The 16,775-nt window shown below is 71.1% G+C and carries 15 protein-coding genes; 8 read left to right on the top strand and 7 right to left on the bottom strand.

All coding sequences use genetic code 11. The features are described 5' to 3' along the window. Positions 1 to 6 precede the first annotated feature (6 nt). The gene (locus tag ACFC0D_RS15630; protein ID WP_376435235.1) at positions 7 to 1,212 is read right to left on the bottom strand and encodes a saccharopine dehydrogenase family protein; all 1,206 of its coding nucleotides are present in this window, start codon (positions 1,210 to 1,212) and stop codon (positions 7 to 9) included. 272 nt (positions 1,213 to 1,484) lie between these two features. Here ACFC0D_RS15630 and ACFC0D_RS15625 point away from each other — a divergent pair, with 272 nt between their 5' ends. From ACFC0D_RS15625 to ACFC0D_RS15610, 4 genes are read left to right on the top strand one after another with little or no spacing between them, the layout of a single operon-like run. Then, positions 1,485 to 2,678: a CaiB/BaiF CoA transferase family protein gene (locus tag ACFC0D_RS15625; protein WP_376435232.1), complete on the top strand. Its 1,194-nt coding sequence runs from the start codon at positions 1,485 to 1,487 to the stop codon at positions 2,676 to 2,678. Further along, positions 2,675 to 3,817 carry an acyl-CoA dehydrogenase family protein gene (locus tag ACFC0D_RS15620; protein WP_376435229.1) on the top strand — a complete coding sequence of 381 codons (1,143 nt, stop codon included), beginning with the start codon at positions 2,675 to 2,677 and terminating at the stop codon, positions 3,815 to 3,817. The genes ACFC0D_RS15625 and ACFC0D_RS15620 overlap by 4 nt, the downstream gene beginning before the upstream one ends. A 34-nt stretch (positions 3,818 to 3,851) precedes the next feature. Then, positions 3,852 to 5,066 carry an acetyl-CoA C-acetyltransferase gene (locus ACFC0D_RS15615; RefSeq protein ID WP_376435226.1) on the top strand — a complete coding sequence of 405 codons (1,215 nt, stop codon included), beginning with the start codon at positions 3,852 to 3,854 and terminating at the stop codon, positions 5,064 to 5,066. A gap of 34 nt (positions 5,067 to 5,100) precedes the next feature. Next, positions 5,101 to 7,287 (top strand): 3-hydroxyacyl-CoA dehydrogenase NAD-binding domain-containing protein, encoded by a 2,187-nt coding sequence (locus ACFC0D_RS15610; protein WP_376435223.1) that lies wholly within the window; start codon positions 5,101 to 5,103, stop codon positions 7,285 to 7,287. Positions 7,288 to 7,304: 17 nt separating this feature from the next. On the opposite strand, the gene ACFC0D_RS15605 is transcribed toward ACFC0D_RS15610, so the two are convergent. Then, the gene (locus tag ACFC0D_RS15605; protein ID WP_376435220.1) at positions 7,305 to 8,039 is read right to left on the bottom strand and encodes a MerR family transcriptional regulator; all 735 of its coding nucleotides are present in this window, start codon (positions 8,037 to 8,039) and stop codon (positions 7,305 to 7,307) included. A gap of 116 nt (positions 8,040 to 8,155) precedes the next feature. Between ACFC0D_RS15605 and ACFC0D_RS15600 the strand changes: the two genes are divergently transcribed. Further along, positions 8,156 to 8,638 carry a macro domain-containing protein gene (locus ACFC0D_RS15600; RefSeq protein ID WP_376435217.1) on the top strand — a complete coding sequence of 161 codons (483 nt, stop codon included), beginning with the start codon at positions 8,156 to 8,158 and terminating at the stop codon, positions 8,636 to 8,638. Positions 8,639 to 8,742: 104 nt separating this feature from the next. After that, positions 8,743 to 9,219, top strand: coding sequence for a hypothetical protein (locus tag ACFC0D_RS15595; RefSeq protein ID WP_376435215.1), 477 nt, complete (start codon positions 8,743 to 8,745; stop codon positions 9,217 to 9,219). 105 nt (positions 9,220 to 9,324) lie between these two features. Here ACFC0D_RS15595 and sph read toward each other — a convergent pair whose 3' ends face one another. Then, entirely contained in the window at positions 9,325 to 10,347 is a 1,023-nt protein-coding gene (gene sph / locus ACFC0D_RS15590; protein ID WP_376435212.1) for a sphingomyelin phosphodiesterase, read from the bottom strand. Positions 10,348 to 10,472: 125 nt separating this feature from the next. On the opposite strand from sph, the gene ACFC0D_RS15585 reads away from it, so the two are divergent. After that, the gene (locus ACFC0D_RS15585) at positions 10,473 to 10,961 is read left to right on the top strand and encodes a hypothetical protein (protein ID WP_376435209.1); all 489 of its coding nucleotides are present in this window, start codon (positions 10,473 to 10,475) and stop codon (positions 10,959 to 10,961) included. Between the two features lie 126 nt (positions 10,962 to 11,087). Next, the gene (locus ACFC0D_RS15580) at positions 11,088 to 12,005 is read left to right on the top strand and encodes an oxygenase MpaB family protein (protein WP_376435206.1); all 918 of its coding nucleotides are present in this window, start codon (positions 11,088 to 11,090) and stop codon (positions 12,003 to 12,005) included. Here ACFC0D_RS15580 and ACFC0D_RS15575 read toward each other — a convergent pair. The 4 genes from ACFC0D_RS15575 to ACFC0D_RS15560 all read right to left on the bottom strand — a co-directional run bounded on the left by ACFC0D_RS15575 (position 11,980) and on the right by ACFC0D_RS15560 (position 16,746). Further along, positions 11,980 to 13,347, bottom strand: a complete 1,368-nt coding sequence (locus ACFC0D_RS15575; protein ID WP_376435203.1) for a GH1 family beta-glucosidase — start codon at positions 13,345 to 13,347, stop codon at positions 11,980 to 11,982. The two genes, ACFC0D_RS15580 and ACFC0D_RS15575, sit on opposite strands and share 26 nt — an antisense overlap. A gap of 132 nt (positions 13,348 to 13,479) precedes the next feature. Then, entirely contained in the window at positions 13,480 to 14,319 is an 840-nt protein-coding gene (locus ACFC0D_RS15570; protein ID WP_376435201.1) for a carbohydrate ABC transporter permease, read from the bottom strand. Further along, positions 14,316 to 15,284, bottom strand: coding sequence for a carbohydrate ABC transporter permease (locus ACFC0D_RS15565; protein ID WP_376435198.1), 969 nt, complete (start codon positions 15,282 to 15,284; stop codon positions 14,316 to 14,318). The genes ACFC0D_RS15570 and ACFC0D_RS15565 overlap by 4 nt, the downstream gene beginning before the upstream one ends. A 157-nt stretch (positions 15,285 to 15,441) precedes the next feature. Further along, positions 15,442 to 16,746 carry an ABC transporter substrate-binding protein gene (locus ACFC0D_RS15560; RefSeq protein ID WP_376435195.1) on the bottom strand — a complete coding sequence of 435 codons (1,305 nt, stop codon included), beginning with the start codon at positions 16,744 to 16,746 and terminating at the stop codon, positions 15,442 to 15,444. Positions 16,747 to 16,775 lie beyond the last annotated feature (29 nt).

Raw genomic sequence — 16,775 nt, 5'->3', positions numbered from 1 at the left:
GGGGCGTCAGCCCTCGTACGCCACCCGGAAGCGGATGCCCGCCGCCCGCAGCCGGTCGAGGAGTGCGTCGCCCATCGCCACGGCCGTCGTGACCTGCCCGGCGGTCTTCGGCAGGTCGTCGAAGGCGAGGCTCAGGGCCGACTCGGCGAGCATCTTCGCCGTCTCGTCGTACCCCGGGTCGCCGCCCGACACCTCCGTGAACACCCGCCGCCCGCCGCCCTCGCCGACGAACCGCACGGAGAACCAGCTGCGTGCGCGCCGCTCCGCGCTGGGGCCGTCGCCCGGCTCGTAACGATCCATCAGCCAGCGGCGTACGGGCGCCAGTTGGGCCGCGATGACGCCGGTACCGATCGCGGCGGAGCCGCCGAGAGCCATGGGCAGCGTCTTGACCGAGGCGTAGTGCCGGTAGCGGAAGTCCGGGCCGTAGGACTCCAGGGCCCGCGCCGAGCGCGCCACCACCTGCGGATCGATCGTCGGAAGAGGCAGCGCCCAGGTGCCGGTCTCCCGGCTGAACCGCGGCGCGCCGAGCGGAGCCCGCGCCCGCCGGCCGACCAGCCGGGGCTCGTGCAGGCGTCGTTCGTGCGAGGCGCGCTGGATCTCCCGGCCGCGCCCCATCGCGGTCAGCGCCGACGCGAAGGTCCCGCCCGAGAAGATCGCTCCGGCGCGGACGAATCCGTCGATCCGCAGCGGCACATCCGTCGGCAGCTGCTGGACGGTGAAGTAGACGCCCAGATCGTGCGGTACGGAGTCGAAGCCGCACGCGTGGACGATCCGGGCACCCGTCTCCCGGGCCCGCGCGTCGTGCCGTACGTACATAAGGTCGACGAACTCGGACTCTCCGGTCAGATCCACATAGTCCGTGCCGGCCTCCGCGCACGCGGCCACCAGCCCCTCGCCGTACCAGACGTAGGGGCCGACCGTGGTGGCCACCACCCGGGTGGACTCGGCCAGTTCGCGTACGGCATCCGCGTCGGCGGAGTCCGCGACCAGCAGCGGCAGCTCCGCGCACCGAGGCCATCGGGCGGCCAGCTCGGCCCGCAGGGCCTCCAGCTTGGCGCGGCTGCGCCCGGCGAGTGCCCACCGGCAGTCGGCCGGTGCGTGTTCGGCCAGATACTCCGCGGTGAGCACGCCCACGAACCCCGTCGCCCCGAACAGGACCACGTCGTACGGCCGCTCCGCCGTCTCCCGTTCCGTGCCGTTCCCGGTCTCCATTCAGCCCCTCGCCTTCGCCTTCGGGTTCCCCTGAGAGCGCGGAGCCTAGCGGGTGCCTTCCGCGGGCTCCGTCAGCGGTGGTCGTCGGGATGGTCCTGGCCGCGTTTCGGTGTGGACATGGCAGGACCTTAGCGGCACAAGATCCGGATTCTCCGGTTCCGTCGACGGAATTTCCAAGCGCTTGCTCGGCCGGGGGGCTTGTGCGGAGTGGAACACGTTCCTAGCATCGCTGGTGTTACATCATTGGTGTCACACACGGTCCTGGGGGCTCGATGACAGCGCAGGCGAACGGTGGGAACGGCCCGCTCTCCGGGGTGCGCGTGGTCGAGCTGGCCGGGATCGGGCCCGGCCCGTTCGCCGCCATGCTCCTGGCGGACCTCGGCGCCGACGTCGTACGGATCGACCGGCCGGGCGGCCCCGGACTCGGCATCGACCCCGCGTACGACCTCACCAACCGCAACAAGCGCTCCGTCCTGGTCGACCTCAAGGCCGACGGCGGCCCGGCCACGGTGCTCGACCTCGTCGAACGCGCCGACATCCTGGTCGAGGGCTACCGCCCCGGTGTCGCCGAACGCCTCGGCGTCGGCCCGGAGGCCTGCCTCGCCCGCAATCCGAAGCTCGTCTACGGCCGGATGACCGGCTGGGGCCAGGACGGGCCGCTCGCCGCGAGCGCCGGACACGACATCGGCTACATCGCGATCACCGGCACCCTCGGCATGATCGGCCCCGAGCCGGACGGCCCGCCCACCGTCCCCGCCAACCTCGTCGGCGACTACGCGGGCGGCTCGCTCTACCTCGTCGTCGGCGTGCTCGCCGCACTCCAGCACGCGCGGACGCACGGCGAGGGCCAGGTCGTCGACGCGGCCATCGTCGACGGCGCGGCCCACCTCGCCACCATGATCCACGGCATGGTGGCGGCCGGCGGCTGGCAGGACCGCCGGGGCGTCAACCTGCTGGACGGAGGCTGTCCCTTCTACGGCACCTACGAGACCTCCGACGGGGGGTACATGGCCGTCGGCGCCCTGGAGCAGCAGTTCTACGAGGAGTTCACGCGCCTGCTCGGCATCGAGGACGTCGCCCCCGCCCGTAAGGACTTCGGACGCTGGGACGAACTGCGTGCCGCCGTCGCCGACCGCTTCCGCACCCGGACGCGCGACGAGTGGGCGGCCGTCTTCGAGGGGACGGACGCCTGCGTGGCGCCGGTCCTCTCGATGCGCGAGGCCCCCGCCCACCCCCACCTCGCCGCCCGGGGCACGTTCGTCGAGCACGCCGGCCTCACCCAGCCCGCACCCGCGCCCCGTTTCTCCGTCACCCCCGGAGCCGTCCGCTCCGGACCCGCCCTGCCGGGCGCCGACACGGACGCGGTCGCCCGCGACTGGTCCGTACCCGCACTGACCGGCACGGAAGCACGGCCGGCCGCCCGCCCGGAAGCCCGCGACGAAGCCCCTCAGGAGCCCGAAGCATGAAGCGCCAGCTGTACACCGCCGACCACGAAGACTTCCGCGGGACCGTCCGCACCTTCCTCGCCAAGGAGGTGCTGCCCCACTACGAGCAGTGGGAGAAGGACGGCATCGTCGCCCGCGAGGCCTGGCTCGCAGCCGGACGCCAGGGGCTGCTCGGCCTCGCCGTCGACGAGGAGTACGGAGGCGGCGGCAACGCCGACTTCCGCTACAGCGCCGTGCTCGCCGAGGAGTTCACCCGGGCCGGCGCGCCCGGCATAGCGCTCGGCCTGCACAACGACATCATCGGGCCGTACCTGACCTCGCTCGGCACCGAGGAGCAGAAGCGCCGCTGGCTGCCCGGCTTCTGCACGGGCGAGCTGATCACCGCCATCGCGATGACGGAGCCCGGCGCGGGCTCCGACCTCCAGGGGATTCGCACCACGGCCGAGGATCGTGGTGACCACTGGGTCCTCAACGGCTCCAAGACGTTCATCTCCAACGGCATCCTCGCCGACCTGGTGATCGTCGTGGCGAAGACGACCCCGGAGGGCGGTGCGCACGGACTCTCGCTGCTGGTCGTCGAGCGGGGCATGGAGGGCTTCGAGCGCGGCCGCAACCTCGACAAGATCGGCCAGAAGTCCCAGGACACCGCCGAGCTCTTCTTCACCGACGTGCGCGTCCCCAAGGAGAACCTGCTCGGCGAGCTCAACGGCGCCTTCGTCCACCTCATGACCAACCTCGCCCAGGAGCGGATGGCCATCGCCGTGGCCGGCATCGCCGCCGCGGAGCACCTCCTGGAGATCACCACCACCTACGTCAAGGAGCGTGAGGCGTTCGGGCGGCCGCTGGCCAAGCTCCAGCACGTGCGTTTCGAGATCGCCGAGATGGCCACCGAGTGCGCCGTCACCAGGACGTTCCTCGACCGCTGCATCGAGGAGCACGCGGGCGGCACTCTGGATGCCGTCCACGCCTCGATGGCCAAGTGGTGGGCCACCGAGCTGCAGAAGCGCGTCGCGGACCGCTGTCTGCAGCTCCACGGGGGATACGGCTACATGGCCGAATTCCCGGTCGCCAGGGCCTTCACCGACGGCCGCATCCAGACCATCTACGGCGGGACGACCGAGATCATGAAGGAGATCATCGGCCGTTCCCTGCTCGGCTGACCTCCCTGTTGCCCACCCTCCTGAAAGGCTTCTCGTGAGCACCGAAGCGTATGTGTACGACGCGATCCGCACCCCGCGGGGCCGTGGCAAGGCCAACGGCGCCCTGCACGGCACCAAGCCCATCGACCTGGTCGTCGGTCTCATCCACGAGATCCGGGCCCGTTTCCCCGGACTGGACCCGGCCGCGATCGACGACATCGTCCTCGGCGTCGTCGGGCCGGTCGGGGACCAGGGCTCCGACATCGCCCGGGTCGCCGCGATCGCCGCGGGCCTGCCCGACACCGTCGCCGGCGTGCAGGAGAACCGCTTCTGTGCCTCCGGCCTCGAAGCCGTCAACATGGCCGCGATGAAGGTCCGTTCCGGCTGGGAGGACCTCGTCCTGGCCGGCGGTGTCGAGTCCATGTCGCGTGTGCCGATGGCCTCCGACGGCGGCGCCTGGTTCGCCGACCCGATGACCAACTACGAGACCGGCTTCGTCCCGCAGGGCATCGGCGCCGACCTCATCGCCACCATCGAGGGCTTCTCCCGCCGCGACGTCGACGAGTACGCCGCACTCTCCCAGGAGCGCGCCGCGGCCGCCTGGAAGGACGGCCGTTTCGACCGCTCCGTCGTCCCGGTGACGGACCGCAACGGTCTCGTCGTCCTCGACCACGACGAGCACATGCGCCCCGGCACCACCGCCGACTCCCTCGCCGCTCTCAAGCCCTCGTTCGCGGCCATCGGCGACATGGGCGGTTTCGACGCCGTCGCGCTGCAGAAGTACCACTGGGTCGAGAAGATCGACCACGTCCACCACGCCGGGAACTCCTCCGGCATCGTCGACGGCGCATCGCTGGTCGCCATCGGCTCCAAGGAGGTCGGCGAGCGCTACGGACTGACCCCGCGCGCCCGGATCGTGGCCGCGGCCGTGTCCGGGTCCGAGCCGACCATCATGCTCACCGGCCCGGCGCCCGCGACCCGCAAGGCGCTCGCCAAGGCCGGCCTGACCATGGACGACATCGACCTCGTCGAGATCAACGAGGCGTTCGCGGGCGTGGTGCTCCGCTTCGTGAAGGACATGGGCATCAGCCTGGACAAGGTCAACGTCAACGGCGGCGCGATCGCGCTCGGCCACCCCCTCGGCGCCACCGGCGCGATGATCCTCGGCACCCTCGTCGACGAGCTGGAACGCCAGGACAAGCGCTACGGCCTCGCCACGCTCTGCGTCGGCGGCGGCATGGGCATCGCCACCATCGTCGAGCGCGTCTGACCGTCCGCCCCACCAGCCTTACGGAGAAGCAGCAATGAGCCAGAGCACCACCATCCGCTGGGAGCAGGACGAGACCGGCATCGTCACCCTCGTCCTCGACGACCCCAACCAGTCCGCGAACACCATGAACCAGGCGTTCAAGGACTCCATCGCGGCGATCGCCGACCGCGCGGAGGCCGAGAAGGACTCCATCCGCGGCATCATCTACGCCTCCGCGAAGAAGACCTTCTTCGCGGGCGGCGACCTCAAGGACATGATCCGGCTGCGTCCGGAGGACGCGAAGATCGCCTTCGACACCGGCACCGAGATCAAGCGCTCGCTGCGCCGGATCGAGACCCTCGGCAAGCCGGTCGTCGCCGCCATCAACGGCGCGGCCCTCGGCGGCGGCTACGAGATCGCCCTCGCCTCCCACCACCGTGTCGCGCTCGACGCCCCCGGCTCCAAGATCGGCCTGCCCGAGGTCACCCTCGGTCTCCTCCCGGCGGGCGGCGGCGTCACCCGTACCGTACGGCTCATGGGCATCGCCGACGCGCTGCTCAAGGTGCTTCTCCAGGGCACCCAGTACTCCCCGCAGCGTGCGCTGGACAACGGCCTGATCCACGAGCTGGCCGCCACGCCCGAGGAGATGCTCGCCAAGGCGCGCGCGTTCATCGACGCGAACCCCGAGTCGCAGCAGCCCTGGGACGTCAAGGGCTACAAGATCCCCGGCGGCACCCCGTCGAACCCCCGGTTCGCCGCCAACCTGCCGGCCTTCCCCGCCAACCTGAAGAAGCAGCTGGCCGGTGCTCCCTACCCGGCCCCGCGCAACATCCTCGCGTGCGCCGTCGAGGGCTCCCAGGTCGACTTCGAGACCGCGCTGACCATCGAGGCCCGTTACTTCACCGAGCTGGTCACCGGCCAGACCGCGAAGAACATGATCCAGGCGTTCTTCTTCGACCTCCAGGCCGTCAACTCCGGCGCCAACCGTCCCCAGGGCATCGAGCAGCGCCCCGTCCGCAAGGTCGCCGTCCTCGGCGCGGGCATGATGGGCGCCGGCATCGCCTACTCCTGCGCCCGCGCAGGCATCGAGGTCGTCCTCAAGGACGTCACGGCCGAGGCGGCGCAGCGCGGCAAGGAGTACTCCGAGAAGCTGCTCGCCAAGGCGCTCTCGCGGGGCCGTACGACCGAGGCGAAGCGCGACGAGCTGCTCGCCCGGATCACCCCGACCGGCGACCCGGCCGACCTGGCCGGCTGCGACGCCGTGATCGAGGCCGTCTTCGAGGACACCGCGCTCAAGCACAAGGTCTTCGAGGAGATCCAGGACATCGTCGAGCCGGACGCGCTGCTCTGCTCCAACACCTCCACCCTGCCCATCACCGTCCTCGCCGAGGGTGTGGAGCGCCAGGAAGACTTCATCGGGCTGCACTTCTTCTCGCCGGTCGACAAGATGCCGCTGGTCGAGATCATCAAGGGCGAGCGGACCGGGGACGAGGCGCTGGCGCGCGCCTTCGATCTGGTGCGGCAGATCAACAAGACACCGATCGTCGTCAACGACTCGCGCGGCTTCTTCACCTCCCGCGTGATCGGGCAGTTCATCAACGAGGGCGTCGCGATGGTCGGCGAGGGTGCCGACCCGGTCTCCGTCGAGCAGGCCGCGGCGCAGGCCGGCTACCCGGCCAAGGTCCTCTCCCTGATGGACGAGCTGACCCTGACCCTGCCCCGCAAGATCCGCAACGAGACCCGGCGCGCGATCGAGGAGACCGGCGGCACCTGGACCGGGCACCCCGCGGACACGGTGATCGACCGGATGGTCGACGAGTTCGGGCGTACGGGACGCAGCGGCGGCGCCGGCTTCTACGAGTACGGCGAGGACGGCAAGCGGGCCGGGCTGTGGTCCGGACTCCGCGAGCACTTCACCCGGACCGGCGTGGACATCCCCTTCGAGGACATGAAGGAGCGGATGCTCTTCTCGGAGGCGCTGGACTCGGTCCGCTGCCTGGAGGAGGGCGTCCTGACCTCGGTCGCCGACGCCAACATCGGCTCCATCATGGGCATCGGTTTCCCCGCGTGGACCGGCGGTGTGCTCCAGTACATCAACGGCTACGAGAGCGGGCTGCCCGGTTTCGTGGCACGCGCGCGTGAGCTGGCGGAGAAGTACGGGGACCGCTTCCAGCCGCCCGCGCTCCTGGTGGCGAAGGCGGAGCGGGGCGAGGTGTTCACGGACGAGCCCATCAAGGGCTGAGGGCCGGGAGCCAAGGACTACGGGGTCCTGAAGGCCGTCCGCAGCTCCTCGCTGAGGGAGCGCTGGAAGGCCGTGACGAGGGCCTGGATCACCATCGGCTGCATGTGCGCGGAGAGCGACTTCATGGCGGCGAGGTGGTCCGGGTCCTCGGCACTCTCCCGGTACGGGTTCCACACCTCGTCCCGGAAGAGCCGGGAGAGCTCCTGCGCGGCGGCGCGGGCGTGCTCCAGGAGGACGGTGCGGGAGGCGAGGATCGTCTCGTGCGCGATGGGCACGTCGAGGAGTTCCACCCCGAGGCGCAGCAGCGTCGCGTCGAGGCGGAAGACGTCCGGGTCGGCGGTCCGGTCCAGGACTCCCATGGCGGCGAGCCGGTCGACGTCCGTGTCGGCGAGGGCCCGCCCCGCGCGCCGTTCCAGCTCGCGCCGGGTGATCTCCTCGGCGGACTCGGGGGCCCAGGAGGCGACCAGAGCCCGATGGACGGCGAGGTCCCGCGCGCTGAGGTCGGGCGGCAGCTGGTGCAGATACCGCTCGATGGCGGCGAGCGTCATGCCCTGCCGCTGGAGCTCCTCGATCAGCGCGAGCCGGGAGAGGTGGTCGGGCCCGTAGTGCCCGACCCGCCGCGGCCCGATGGCCGGCGGCGGCAGCAGCCCCTTGGTGCTGTAGAACCGGACGGTCCGCACGGTGACGCCCGCCCGCGCGGCCAGCTCGTCGACGGTGAACGTCGGCGGCTGCTCCTCGGTCTCGGTGCCCATCTGAGCTGCCTCGCTTCCGGTGCCGTGCCGTTCCCCATCAGTGCAACAGTATTGCTGTCTCACCAGCGTTGTAAAAGCGTTGGGACGTTGTCAGTGGTGCCTCGTACGGTGGGGACATGTCGGGGATCACGTATGTACGGGGGGACGCCACCGCCCCAGGGGGTAAGGGCGTCAAGATCATCGCGCATGTCTGCAACGACCTGGGCGGCTGGGGCAAGGGCTTCGTCCTCGCGCTGTCGCGGCGCTGGCCGGAGCCGGAGGCGGCCTACCGTCGCTGGCACCGCGAGCGCGCGCGGAACGACTTCGGGCTGGGGGCTGCCCAGTTCGTGCAGGTCGGGCCGTATGTCTCGGTGGCCAATCTGGTGGGCCAGCGCGGCATACGGACCGGCCGCAGCACCGGCGTACCCGTGCGGTACGAGGCGATCGACGCGGCGCTCGGGCTGCTCGCCGACAAGGCGGAGGAGCTGGGGGCGTCCGTGCACATGCCGCGGATCGGGTGCGGACTGGCCGGCGGGAAGTGGTCACGGGTGGAGCCGCTGATAGCCGAGCGGCTCACGGCCCGGGGGATACCGGTCACGGTGTACGACTTCGAGGCGTAACGGGCCCTATGGGGCGCCGTCCCACCCAGGGCACGGCATGGCGTGTACCTGCCGCTAGAGTCACGTGCTTGTTCGAATTCGGGGAATGGTGACTGGGGAGGGTCATGTACACGGAACTCAGGGAGACGGCCACGGAGTTGGCCGCGGTCCTGTGGCGGGAACACACCGTGTACCGGGAGCGGGGCGGCGGTGTGGTGATCCGCGGTGAGCACGTGGAGCGCTGGATAAGCCTGGCGCCGACCGGTGGCAAGGACCAGGCGCGCCTGCGCGCCGGACGCCTCCTCGACGGCGGCACCACGGCGCCGGCCCGTTCGGAGATCGTCGTCGACCTCTCGGTGGGGACGGCCGAGTTGGCGGCGGTCTGCCGCCGTCTGCTCGCCGACGTCGCCGCCGCGGACACCGCACCGCCGCGGGCCCGTACCGCGCGGCCCACCCGGGCCGCGCGCGGCGAGCGCCCGGCCAAGCCCGCCCGCCCCCGCAAGAGCCGCCACACCGGCTTCGGCTCCTGGGTCGTGATCCTGTGCGTGGCGGGGATCCTGGGCATCTGGGCCTACACCCAGTTCAGCAGGTACGGGTACTAGGACCGGCGTCGGCCGGGCCCCCGTGGCCCGGCCGGTCACGATCGACCGTGGCGGGGGGCCACGGCCGATCGGTGATCAGATGGGTGATCCAGAGGCTCGGTGCGCTCAGTAGGCGGTGATCGGGTAGTGGTCGGAGAGGTTGGTGTACGTGTACTTCGTGCCCCAGCTGGAGACCGTCCACGGCGCGCTCTGCTCCAGGACGACGTTGTTCGTCCAGTTCGCCGGGCGCGCGTTGCTTGAGCGGTACAGGACGTAGTCGAGGTCCTCGCGCGGGTCGTCCGGGTAGCGCTCGGAGGCGATCGAGTTCAGCTCGGTGTCGAAGGAGTACGGGTGGCCGCTGCGGGCGTCCGCGCCGACGAGGCCCGCGTCGCTCAGCATGGTCGAGTACTCGGGCGTCCGGGAGTCCACATTGAAGTCGCCGGCCACGATGACCTGCTCGTTCGCCGGGATGTTCTTGGCGTCGAGGAAGCCGTCCATCGCCTTGAACTGGCGGCTGCGCATCTGCGCCGCCTCGCCCGCCGAGCAGCCCGGATCGGTGGACTGGGCGTGCGTGCCGACGACGTGGACCTTGGTGCCGTTCACGTTCAGGACGGTGTAGACGAAGCCCTTGTTCGAGTACCAGTCGGCTCCGCACGCGTCCTTGTAGACGTACTGCTCCTTGCGGACGATCGGCCACTTGCTGAGGATCGTCACGCCCCCGTCCTCGGGGGTGGTGGCGGAGTAGGCCCCGCTCGTGGCGTCCCAGCCGCTCTTGCTCCGGCCCATGACCGGCGTCTGGTACGGGTACTGGGCGGCCGAGTTCGCCTTGAGGGCGTCCGAGGAGGAGTTGTCGAAGGCCTCCTGGATCACGACGACGTCCTGACCCTGGTAGAAGCCGGCGGCGGGGATCGCCTTGGCCCGGTGGTCCTGGCCCCAGTTCGGGTAGAGGGTCTTGCTGAAGAGGAAGGCGTTGTAGCTGAGCACCTTCAGGCGCGGGGCCTCGGCCGCCGAGGCCGAGGGGGCTGCCGTGGCCAGGGTCGCGGCGGCGAGCGCCAGGGACAGGGCGGCGCCGGAGGCACGACGGCGGTGAGCGGCGATGGGCACAGAAACTCCCGTATGTGGGTGGGGGGTTGGTGCGGCGCGGCACATCAAACCAGCCGTAGTTACCTTCCGGTAGACTTTGGGTGCCAGGAATCTTGCGCGGTCGACACGAACATGCCAACAGTTGAGCACCCGCGGAAATTGTCGCCTTTTCGAGCAGGTATCATGCGCGCATGACCCTCGCGCAGAACTCGACGATCTTCGACATGGACCTCGGTCCGCTCAACCCCGTCACGGCTGAGCTCATCCTCGGCGTGGTGTTGTTCGCCCTCACCTTCCTGATCCTGGCGAAGGGCATCCTGCCGAAGATCAACCGCACCCTCGCCCAGCGCGAGGACGCCATCGCCGGCGGCACCGAGCGCGCCGACGACCTGCGCGCCGAGGCCACGCAGATCCGTGAGCAGTACGAGGCCGAGCTCGCCGAGGCCCGCCACGACGCCGCCCGCATCCGCTCCAAGGCCACCGAGGACGGCACGGCCGCCATCGCCGCCGCCCGCGCCGAGGGCATCGCCGAGCGCGACGCGATCGTGGCCGCCGGCACCGCGCGCATCGCCGAGGAGCGCGCCGCCGCCGAGCGCGAGCTCTCCGCCGACGTCGACGCCTGGGCCCGCGCCCTGGCCGGTCGCATCGTCGGCGAGCCCGTCGGCGCCGACCGCGGCTGACACCCACGCACCACGAGATCGGGGCCGCGCCCCGGGCCGAGGCCCGGGACGCGGCCCCGACCCATGTGTGCCCTTTGCCGGAAAGGCCCGGCCGGGGCACGCTGAGAACGTGAGGAGAGTGCCCCCATGACCGGACCGACGAGGCCCGTCGGGCCCACCCGGCCCGCCACGGACGAAGGCCCGAAGGAGACCGATCCCGCGCCGCCGCCCGTCGGCGGCGTCCTGTGGAGCGTCGCGGGGGACGTCCGGGGCCTCCTGATGCTGCCCTCCGCGCTCGCCCTCCAGGTCGCCCACCCGGCCGTCGGCGCAGGCGTCGACCAGTACTCCGTCTTCCGTACCGACCCCTGGGGCCGCGGCGAGCGCTCCCTGCGCTCCGCGCTGCTCTGGGTGTACGGGGGCGAGGGCGCGGCCGAGGAAGGGCGCCGGCTCCGCAAGCTCCACCGGACCATCCAGGGCACCGACGCGCACGGCCGCCGCTACCACGCGCTCACCCCGGCGAACTACGCCTGGGTGCACGCCACCGGCTTCCCCGTCTACCAGCACGGCCTGCGGCTCCTCCACCGCCCGCTCACCGAGGCCCAGGAGCGGAGGCTCTACGCCGAGTGGCTCCAGGTCGGCCGCATCCTCGGCATCCACGACCGGGACATGCCCAGGACGATCGAGGAGTTCTGGCCGTACTACCGCAAGATGCTCGGCGAGCTCGAGGCCACCGTCGTCCTGCGCGAGCTCGTCGCCACCGACCAGCCGGTGCCACCGCCCGACCGCGGCCCGCTGCCGCTGAGGCTGCTGCTCAGGGCGCTGTGGCCGATGATCCTGCCCCCGCTCGCCCGCTTCCGCGCCTTCGTCACCGTCGGCCTGATGCCGCCGGACGCCCGCGAGGCCGTCGGTCTGGAGTGGACCGACGATCAGGAGCGCCGGCTGCGCCGCTTCGCCCGGGTCGTACGGGCCGTGGTGCCCGTACTCCCCGAGCGGCTGCGCTATCTGCCGCTCGCACGCGAGGCGCGCCGCGAGGCACGGCTCAGCGGGCCAGGCCGCCGCGCCTGATCACCTCCGCGTACCAGCGCGCGCTGTCCTTCGGTGTACGGCGCTGGCTCGCGAAGTCCACGTGCACGATGCCGAAGCGCTTGCCGTAGCCGTACGCCCACTCGAAGTTGTCGAGGAGCGACCACAGGAAGTAGCCACGCACATCGGCGCCGTCGGCGATCGCCCGGTGCACGGCCGCGAGATGGGTGTCGACATACGCCACCCGCTCCGGGTCGTGGACCTCGCCCTCCGGGTCGGCGTAGTCGTCGTACGCGGCGCCGTTCTCGGTGATCAGCAGCGGGACGCCGGGCAGCTCGTCACGAAGCCGGACCAGCAGCTCGTGCAGACCGTCCGGGTCCACGGGCCAGTCCATCGCGGTCCGCGGCCCGGGCGCGGGCAGGAACCGTACCCGGTCCGCGGCGCCCGGCCAGGGCGACGGTGACTCCGAGGTGCCGGCGGCGACGACGGAGGGGGAGTAGTAGTTGATCCCGAGCGAGTCGATCGGGGTGGAGATCGTCTCCAGGTCGCCGTCCCGGACGAAGGACCAGTCCGTGATCCGCCGTGTGTCCTCGACCAGATCGGCCGGCAGACGACCGTGGAAGACCGGGTCGAGGAAGATCCGGTTCCCGACGGCGTCGATCCGGCGGGCGGCGTCCACATCCTCCGGGGCATCCGAATGGGCCCTGATCGCGTGGAGGTTGAGGGTCAGCGAGAGCTCCGCCGTGGACGGTACGGACGCGCGCAGCACATCGGCGGCCAGACCGTGCGCGAGATTGAGGTGGTGGGCGGCGCGCAGCGCGGCCGCGTCGTCGGTGCGGCCCGGGGCGTGCACGCCGGAGCCGTAGCCGAGGAAGGCCGCGCACCAGGGCTCGTTGATGGTGGTCCAGGTGGTGATCCGGTCGCCGAGCGCCTCCGCGGCGAGACCCGCGTACTCCGCGAACCGCTCGGCGGTCGCGCGCTCCGGCCAGCCGCCCGCGTCCTCCAGCTCCTGGGGGAGATCCCAGTGGTAGAGGGTCGCGACCGGACGGATACCGGCCTCGAGCAGCTCGTCGGCCAGGGCGCGATAGAAGTCGAGCCCCTTCTGTACGGCCGGCCCCCGCCCGGTCGGCTGGATCCGGGGCCAGGATAGCGAGAAGCGGTAGTCCGTCAGGCCCAGCTCCCGCATCAGGGCGACGTCCTCGCGCATCCGGTGGTAGTGGTCGGCGGCGATGTTACCCGTGTCGCCGTTGCGCACCTTGCCCGGCGTACGGCTGAAGGTGTCCCAGATGGACGGGGTACGGCCGTCCTCGGCCGCCGCGCCCTCGATCTGGTACGCGGCGGTGGCCGCGCCCCAGCGGAATCCGTCAGGGAAGAGAGCGTTCATGAACGGAGAACTCCTGTGAGAGTAAGGGAGGATAGGGGTCGGTCCTGGGGCGGCGCGACCTGCCGGCGGCTCGGCGGATCGCTGCTCGTTCCTCGCTGGCCCGGCTCCGGTCACGAGCCGGACCGGGCCGGCTCAGCCCTTGACGGCGCCCTGCATGATGCCGCCCACGACCTGCCGGCCGAGCAGGCCGAACACCAGCAGTACCGGCAGGGTGCCGAGCAGCGTGCCCGCCATGATCACGGACTGGTCGTGGACGTAGCCGCCGCCGAGCTGGCGCAGCGCGACCTGCACCGTCGGCTCCTGCGAGGACAGCGCGACGATCGGCCAGAAGAAGTCGTTCCAGGCGGCCATGAAGGTGAGCATCCCGAGCACCGCCATCCCGGGCCGGGCGACGGGCACCACGATCGACCAGAAGATCCGGGCGGAGGACGCCCCGTCGACCCGGGCCGCCTCGATCAGCTCGTCCGGCAGCGACTGGACCAGGTACTGGCGCATGAAGAAGACGCCGAAGGCGGAGACGAGGCCGGGCAGGATCACCGACTGCAGCTGGTTCACCCAGCCCAGTTCGGCGATGAGCATGAAGAGCGGGATCACCCCGAGCTGCGGCGGGATCATCATCGTGCCGACCGTGATCGCGAGCAGCGCGCCCCGGCCGCGGAAGCGCAGCTTGGCGAAGGCGAACCCGGCCAGCGTGCAGCACAGCACGGTGCCGACCGTGATGGAGCCGGAGACCACGAGGGAGTTGAGGAGCGCCGTGCCGATGTCGGCCTCCTCCATCACCGCCTCGAAGTTCCGGAAGAGGTTCGGCCCGGGCAGCAGGGTCGGTGGCACCTGCGCCAGATCGGCGTTGGAGCGGCTGGCGGCGACGATCGTCCAGTAGAAGGGGAAGGCGGAGACGAGAACGGCCAGGACCAGGACCGCGTAGGTGATCCGGCCTCCGTGGCCCGTACGGCCCGCGACGCGCACGCTCATGCCCGGCCCTCCTTCCGTGAACGGCGGCGCAGGAGCAGGGCGTTGACCCCGACCAGGACGAGAATCAGCAGGAACATCAGCCAGGCGATGGCGGCGGCGCGGCCCAGGTGGAAGAAGCCCCAGCCCTGCTCGTACAGATAGAGCCCGAGGGTCTGGTACTGGTGCGAGATGCCGCCCGAGATCGACCCCTCGAAGAGCAGCGGCTCACCGAAGAGCTGGGTCGCGCCGATGGTGGAGACGACCGTGGTGAAGACGATCGTCGGGCGTAGGCCGGGCAGGGTGACGTGGAAGAACTGCCGCCACCGTGAGGCACCGTCCATCTCCGCAGCCTCGTACAGCTCGGCGGGGATGGACTGCATCCCGGCGAGGTAGATCAGGGCGTTGTAGCCGGTCCAGCGCCAGACGACGATCGAGGAGACGGCGATCTGCGAGGCCAGCGTGCCGTTCTGCCAGTCGACGGGGCCGAAACCGACCAGGGAGAGGGCGTAGTTGACGAGCCCGAAGTCCCGGCCGAAGAGCTGGGCGAAGACGAGCGTGGCGGCGGCCACGGAGGTCGCGTACGGCAGCAGCATCGCCGTACGGAAGAACGTCCGGCCACGCAGCTTGTAGTTGAGCAGATGCGCGAGGCCGAGCGCCATGGCGAGCTGCGGCACCGTCGACAGGACCCCGATGGTGAACGTGTTGCGCAGCGCGGTCCAGAAGAATTCGTCGGTGAGCAGCGCGGCGTAGTTGCCGAGGCCGCGCCACTGCATGTCGCCCGGGGTCTGCAATTCGACCCGGTAGAGCGAGACGAAGGCGGTGTAGAGGAGCGGGAAGAGACCGAACGCGGCGAACAGGGTGAAGAACGGGGCGACATAGGCGTACGGGACGAGGGCGGCCCACCTGCGGCGGGGCGCCCGGCGGGTGGACCGGGCCGGCGGCGGCGGGACGGGCGCCGTCGCCGGCCCGGAGGCGGTGAGGGTCACGGTGCGGCCCTTCGGGATGGTCGGGAGGGGTGCGGTGGAAGCGGGGCCGGTGGCCCGCGCGGGCTCGCGGCCCGGACGGCCGGGGCGGGGAGGGGCCGGGGTGCGCCGGGCCGCCCGCCGGGGGCGGGGGCCGACGTCGCGGCCCCCGCCCCGGTGCTCAGCCGATGGCGTTGTCGACGCCCTTCCGCGCGTTCGACCACGCCTTCTCCGGGCTGGTGCCCTTGCGCTCCACCTCGCTCAGCGCGTTGGTGATCTGGTCGGCGACGTTCTTGTCGTGGACGCCGAGCACCTGGACCGGAGCCGCCTTGGCCGCGTCGCCGAAGATCTGACCGATCGGGGCACCGGAGAAGTACGGGTCCGTCGCCGACGACACCTGGGCGATGGCGTCGGTGGAGGAGGGGAAGTTGCCCTGCTTCGTGAAGAGGGTGGCCTGCTGCTCGGGGGCGGTGAGCCACTTGATCAGCTCGTACGCCTCCTTCTTGTGCTTCGCCGCGCGCGGTACGGAGAGATAGGAGCCGCCCCAGTTCCCGGCGCCGCCGGGCAGCTTGGCGATGTCCCACTTGCCCTTGCCCGCGTCACCGGCCTGGCCCTTGATGTAGCCGAGCATCCACGCGGGGCAGGGGAGCGTCGCGAACGAGCCGGTGGAGAACGCCTGGTTCCACTGCGGCGACCACTGGTCGAGCTTGGCGCTCAGACCGTCCTGTGCAGCCTTCGCCGAGGTCTCCCAAGCCGTCTTCACAGCAGGGCTATCGGCGTAGATCAGCTTGCCGGAGGCGTCGTAGTACCGCTCCTTCTCCTGGCCGATCATGACGGTGAAGAGGCTGCCGACACTGTCCATCCACGCGCTCTTGGCCGGAGCCTTGGCCTTGTACTGCCGGCCGAGCTCCAGATATCCGTCCCAGGTGGCCCACTTCTGCGCCAACTCCGCCCGGTCCACGGGGAGTCCTGCCTGCTTGAAGAGGTCGGTGCGGTAGCAGACGGCCTCCGGTCCGACGTCCGTGCCGAGGCCGAGGACCTTCCCGTCCTTCGTGGTCGCCGCGGACCACTTGGCCTCGGCGAACTCGCCCTTCAGCGCGTCCGCGCCGTACTTCGTGAGGTCCTCGAACTTGTCCGACTGCTGCTGGGTGACCGAGGCGATCCGGCCGACCTCCAGGCCCTGGACGTCGGCGAGTCCGCCCCCGCCGGCCAACCGGGTCTGGAGCGACTTCCAGTAGTCCTGCTCGTCCTCGGTGTCGGTCTGCTTGATGGTGATGTTCGGGTGGAGCTTCTCGTACGCGGCGTACAGACCGGCCTCCTTGTAGCCGAAGGAGCCGTAGAGGTCGACGGTGATCGTGACCTTGCCCCCCGCGCTGTCGGAGGCGCCGTCGGATCCCCCGGATCCGCAGGCGGCGAGCAGGGCGCCGGTGAGGACGACGGCGCCGAGTCGTACGGCGGTCGTTCGGGCGGATCGGGCAGTGGGCATGGGAAGCCTCCGTCTTGAGAGCGCTCTCA

The sequence above is a fragment of the Streptomyces sp. NPDC056222 genome (assembly GCF_042264065.1).
Lineage (GTDB): Bacteria > Actinomycetota > Actinomycetes > Streptomycetales > Streptomycetaceae > Streptomyces.
The sequence above is the reverse complement of the archived record's forward strand: the minus strand, read 5'-3'. Positions and strand labels throughout refer to the sequence as shown.

Excerpts from the sequence above, each read along its gene's own strand:
- ACFC0D_RS15630 (WP_376435235.1), bottom strand. The coding sequence starts at position 1,212 with ATGGAGACCGGGAACGGCACGGAACGGGAGACGGCGGAGCGGCCGTAC.
- ACFC0D_RS15625 (WP_376435232.1), top strand. The coding sequence starts at position 1,485 with ATGACAGCGCAGGCGAACGGTGGGAACGGCCCGCTCTCCGGGGTGCGC.
- ACFC0D_RS15620 (WP_376435229.1), top strand. The coding sequence starts at position 2,675 with ATGAAGCGCCAGCTGTACACCGCCGACCACGAAGACTTCCGCGGGACC.
- ACFC0D_RS15610 (WP_376435223.1), top strand. The coding sequence starts at position 5,101 with ATGAGCCAGAGCACCACCATCCGCTGGGAGCAGGACGAGACCGGCATC.
- ACFC0D_RS15605 (WP_376435220.1), bottom strand. The coding sequence starts at position 8,039 with ATGGGCACCGAGACCGAGGAGCAGCCGCCGACGTTCACCGTCGACGAG.
- ACFC0D_RS15600 (WP_376435217.1), top strand. The coding sequence starts at position 8,156 with ATGTCGGGGATCACGTATGTACGGGGGGACGCCACCGCCCCAGGGGGT.
- ACFC0D_RS15595 (WP_376435215.1), top strand. The coding sequence starts at position 8,743 with ATGTACACGGAACTCAGGGAGACGGCCACGGAGTTGGCCGCGGTCCTG.
- sph (WP_376435212.1), bottom strand. The coding sequence starts at position 10,347 with ATGTGCCGCGCCGCACCAACCCCCCACCCACATACGGGAGTTTCTGTG.
- ACFC0D_RS15585 (WP_376435209.1), top strand. The coding sequence starts at position 10,473 with ATGACCCTCGCGCAGAACTCGACGATCTTCGACATGGACCTCGGTCCG.
- ACFC0D_RS15580 (WP_376435206.1), top strand. The coding sequence starts at position 11,088 with ATGACCGGACCGACGAGGCCCGTCGGGCCCACCCGGCCCGCCACGGAC.
- ACFC0D_RS15575 (WP_376435203.1), bottom strand. The coding sequence starts at position 13,347 with ATGAACGCTCTCTTCCCTGACGGATTCCGCTGGGGCGCGGCCACCGCC.
- ACFC0D_RS15570 (WP_376435201.1), bottom strand. The coding sequence starts at position 14,319 with ATGAGCGTGCGCGTCGCGGGCCGTACGGGCCACGGAGGCCGGATCACC.
- ACFC0D_RS15560 (WP_376435195.1), bottom strand. The coding sequence starts at position 16,746 with ATGCCCACTGCCCGATCCGCCCGAACGACCGCCGTACGACTCGGCGCC.